Source organism: Micromonospora sp. NPDC003776, from assembly GCF_053605645.1.
On sequence record NZ_JBSGJR010000598.1, the window covers coordinates 1 to 4,131 of the forward strand.

Here is a 4,131-nt window from a genome sequence, read left to right on the forward strand (position 1 = left end):
GTCGCTGGAGGGGCTACAGACCGAGCGCGACGCCGCGCGGGCCCAGCTCGCGCTGGACGCGGCCGCGCTCCAGCAGGCCGGGGATGATGCGGGGCGCCAGTACGCGTCGGATCACCACGAGGTCAATCCTGACAGCGCGGCGCCCAATCCGCCCGTCCGGTGCCGCCACCAACCCTCGACCCGCGCCCCACCGGAGGTGTCGCCGGGGTGGCCGGCGGATGCCGGCGTCAGGCGCTGGCCCGCCGTGCGGTGCTCCGGGCCGGCGCCTTGCGGGCGGTGGTCTTCTTGGCCGTCGTGGTCTTCCTGGCCGGGGCCTTCTTGGCGGTGGTCTTCTTCGCCGTGGTTGCCTTCTTGGCGGGTGCCTTCTTCGCCGCCGCCTTGCGCGCCGTCGGGCGGGTCGCCGCGGCCTTCTTCGCCGCCGCGGCCTTCTTCGCCGCCGTGGTCCGCTTCGTCGCCGTGGTCTTCTTGGCGGCGGTCGTCTTCTTGGCAGCCGTGGTCTTCTTCGCGGGCGCCTTCTTCGCGGGCGCCTTCTTCGCGGGCGCCTTGCGCGCCATCGGACCGGTCGCCGTGGTTGCCTTCTTGGCGGGTGCCTTCTTCGCCGCCGCGGTGGTCTTCTTCGCCGTCGCCTTCTTGGCGGGTGCCTTCTTGGCGGTGGTCTTCGTGGCGGGCGCCTTCTTCGCGGGCGCCTTCCGGGCCGCCGACACGGCCTTCTTGGCCGCGGCCTTCTTGGCGACCGCCTTCTTCGCCGCCACCCGGCCGGCGCCGGCGCCCGAGGCGTTCGGCGACGCCTTGGTCACCGTGGCCGTCCTGGCCGTGGTCGCACCCACGGTCCGCTTCGCCGCGCTGGTCTTCTTCGCGGTCGTACGTCTCGCCGCCGGGCGGGTGGCCTGCTGTGCTACGGCCATCTCGGTTCCCTCCTTGGGGACGTGCTCTCGCCCTCGCGGAGCACGGATCACCTCGACGCGGGCCGTCCCGCGCCGTCTACCTGTCCTCCCCGGCCCAACGGGCGTCCTCGGCGTCCCACGCTTCGTTGCGCTCCCGCACCTGCTGCAGGGCGTTCTCCGCGTCGGCGGCTGAGGCGTACGGTCCGAGAACGTGCTTCGCGGGACACACGTCGGCATCGGTCTCGACCCGGTGGTGTCGCGTGCACCAGTAGTAGTGCCCACCACTTCCGTTGTCGCTCATGCGATCACTGTGCACCGGGAAGCGACCGACCGCCACCGGAACGCCCGAAATAACCGCTAATGTCCTCCACATTAGACGAGGCCCGAGACGTCCGGAGGCGGAACCGGGAAAGACGGGGCAGCCGGATGGCGGCTCGGTGACGGACAATCCCGGGGTGCGGTACGAGGGGGGACACTCGGCACGCCTGCGACGCCGACTGGTCAGCGGGACGGCGGTCGTGCTGCTCGCCGCGGTGGGCGCGGCGGTGGTCCTGCCACTGCTGCGGGACCGGTCGCAGCGACGGCTGGAACGCCGGGCCGACCGCGAGGTGACGGCCACCGCGCAGCGCACGCGGGCGGTCCTGCTGGCCGTGCCCTCGGCGCGGGAGGCCCCGCTGCGCAGCGCCGCCGCCGCGATCGACGGGGTCGAGGTGCTGACCGTGGAGGCCGGTGAGGCCGAGGTCCGGCTGGTCTTCCGGGTACGCGTGGCGAAGACCGCCGCGTCGGTGTTCGGCTGGCAGCAGGCCAGCGCCGCCGGGTGCTTCGCGCAGGTGGTGAGCCGCTCCGCCACCCCCGCCGCCCTGGAACGACTGCCCTGCCCCGCCTGACCGGCTCCCCCGAACGGCCGGTACCCGCGGCCTCCGGTCGGGGACAGGATCGACGGTCATGATCACCACAAAGGCCGGTACGGGGGCCTGTCCGGAGTGCGGCGCGGCGACGGTGTCGATCCGCGAGGCGATGCCCTGGTGCGCCGGTTGCGAATGGAACCTCGACGGCTACGACCGGACCCGCCAGCTGCCCGAGTTCGGCTGGGCCTGGGTCGACCGGTCGACCCACCGGCTGGCGGCGCGGCTGACCCGGCGGCAGTACGCGTCGCTCGTCGACCGCCCGCTGGCGCCGGCCGGCTGGGGCCTGGCCGGTGCTGTGACGGTCGGCGTCTCGCTGCTGCTCCTGCTCGGGGTGTCGGGACTGGCCGCGGTCGGGGTGTGGCTGGTGTTCGCGTACCCGTTCCCGAACTTCGCCGTCGTGTTCGGGCTGGCGCTGATCGGGCTGGCGGTGGCGCTGCGCCCGCGATTCGGCCGGATCCCCCAGGACGTGGAGGTGCTCACCCGCGGGGAGGCGCCCGAACTGCACGCCCTGGTCGAGGAGGTGGCGGCCGCGATCGGCGCGCCGGTGCCGCACGTCATCGGGGTCGACGCTGACATCAACGCGCGCGCGGGGTCGGTGGGGCTGCGCCGGCGGCGGGTGCTCTGCCTCGGGCTGCCGCTGTGGGGCGCCCTGGACGGGCAGGCGCGGGTCGCCCTGCTCGGCCACGAACTGGGCCACTTCGTCAACGGTGACGTCCGCCGGGGGCCGGTCACCCAACCGGCGCTGACCATGCTCGGCAACGCCGCCGACCTGTTCGCCCCGGCCGACCGTACGCACGGCGGCGGCCTGCTGGAGCTGATCGGCGAGTGGCTGGGCCGGATCCTCTCGTGGGCGCTGTCCAGACTGCTCTTCGCCGGCCATCTGGTGCTGGTCGCGACCGCGCTGCGGGACAGCCAGCGGGCCGAGTACCTGGCCGACGAGATGGCCGCCCGGGTGGCCGGCACCTCCGCCGCCACCCGGCTGCTCGACGTGCTGCTCAGCGGCGAGTCGGTGGCACTGGTGGTCCGCCAGGCGGCCCGCGGCGGCAAGGGGGTGGCGGCCTGGCGGACGGGCGCCGCCCGCGCGCTGGCCGGCGCCGCCGAGCGGCTGCCCCTGGAACGCCAACTCTCCGTCCGGGAGCACACCTCGCTCTTCGCCAGTCATCCCCCGGCGGGCCTGCGCCACCGGATGCTCACCGCGCGGGCCTGGCAGGACCCGCGGGTGGTGCTCACCGACGCCCGCCTCGAGCGGATCGACGCCGAACTGGCCCGGCACTACGAGCGGGTAGGCCGGATCGCCGCCTGGTCCGGCTGACGGTGCACCCGGGCGGGCGGACGGGCTAGGCGGGCGAGGGCGCCGGTCCCGGCAACGGCGCGGCGGCCGGTTCCGCCGGTCGGGCCGCGCCGATGGCGTACGCCAGCGCGTACGGGGTGCAGGTCAGATAGAGGAAGGGCTGCAGCTCCATCAGGTCGCCGACCAGGAAGACCTCCGAGGGTGTCGGTCGGGGTAGCCCGAACGACCAGTCGGTCAGGCTGGTGAAGAGCCACAGCGGCGCGGAGCCGCGGTCGATGGTGTCGCCCTGCGCCACCCCGTCGACGACGGTCTCCGGACCACCGGGAATCTGGTTGACCACCGTGAGCACCACCGCGAGGTCGGCGACGACGAGCGCGCCGAGCACGCCGACCAGCCAGGCGAGCCGGGCCCGGCCGCGGCCGGCGAGGACGCCCGTGCCGTGCAGCACCAGGGCCAGGCCGGTGAGCCACACCAGCAGGCCCGGCGCCACCCGGACCAGGTCGTCGGTGGTCTCGTTCAGGGCGTACTCCACGCCGACGGCGGTCAGGCCGACGGGCAGCACGACGCCGAGCGCGGTGCGGACCGGTCCGGTGCGGGCGTTGCGGGCGGCGCTGGCGAGGACGACCCGGGCCAGCAGCACCGCGAGGCCGGCACTGAGCACGGTCAGCATCGGCGCCTGGGCCCGGTTCGCCCACGGCACGCCGGTGAGGGCCCTGTTCACCACGACGCCCATCGTCAGAGCCGCGGCCAGGATGATGGCCAGGCAGGCCGGCGGGGCCAGCAGCAGGGTCGCGGCCGCCCGGCGGGCGCGGGCGTCGAACCGGACGCGGTCGACCACCGGCTCGCCGGCGCGGCTCACGGCCAGGCTGGCGGCGAAGGCCAGCATCCGCCACCGCTCTCCCCGCCCGGCCAGCACGTGCAGCTCGGCGGCCCACTCCCGGGCCAGCTCGTCGCGCAGCTCCGCCGGCCAACGCCGGGCCGCCGTGCGGAGCAGGAACCCGACCAGCCGGGTCACCATGCCGGGGCTCCCGTCGGCGCGACGGTGGAC

The 4,131-nt window shown here is 75.0% G+C and carries 5 protein-coding genes; 2 read left to right on the plus strand and 3 right to left on the minus strand.

The genetic code is table 11. The features are described from left to right. Positions 1 to 227 precede the first annotated feature (227 nt). Both ACWEVO_RS31660 and ACWEVO_RS31665 read right to left on the minus strand, forming a co-directional pair. Positions 228 to 905 (minus strand): histone, encoded by a 678-nt coding sequence (locus ACWEVO_RS31660; RefSeq protein WP_452311128.1) that lies wholly within the window; start codon positions 903 to 905, stop codon positions 228 to 230. Positions 906 to 981: 76 nt separating this feature from the next. Continuing rightward, positions 982 to 1,185: a hypothetical protein gene (locus ACWEVO_RS31665; RefSeq protein WP_123241265.1), complete on the minus strand. Its 204-nt coding sequence runs from the start codon at positions 1,183 to 1,185 to the stop codon at positions 982 to 984. Between the two features lie 136 nt (positions 1,186 to 1,321). Between ACWEVO_RS31665 and ACWEVO_RS31670 the strand changes: the two genes are divergently transcribed. Continuing rightward, positions 1,322 to 1,771: a hypothetical protein gene (locus ACWEVO_RS31670; RefSeq protein ID WP_452311129.1), complete on the plus strand. Its 450-nt coding sequence runs from the start codon at positions 1,322 to 1,324 to the stop codon at positions 1,769 to 1,771. A gap of 58 nt (positions 1,772 to 1,829) precedes the next feature. Then, entirely contained in the window at positions 1,830 to 3,104 is a 1,275-nt protein-coding gene (locus ACWEVO_RS31675; protein ID WP_452311130.1) for a M48 family metalloprotease, read from the plus strand. Between the two features lie 25 nt (positions 3,105 to 3,129). On the opposite strand, the gene ACWEVO_RS31680 is transcribed toward ACWEVO_RS31675, so the two are convergent. Next, positions 3,130 to 4,131, minus strand: a 1,002-nt coding sequence (locus tag ACWEVO_RS31680) for a hypothetical protein (RefSeq protein ID WP_452311131.1), incomplete at its 5' end; no start/stop codon positions are given.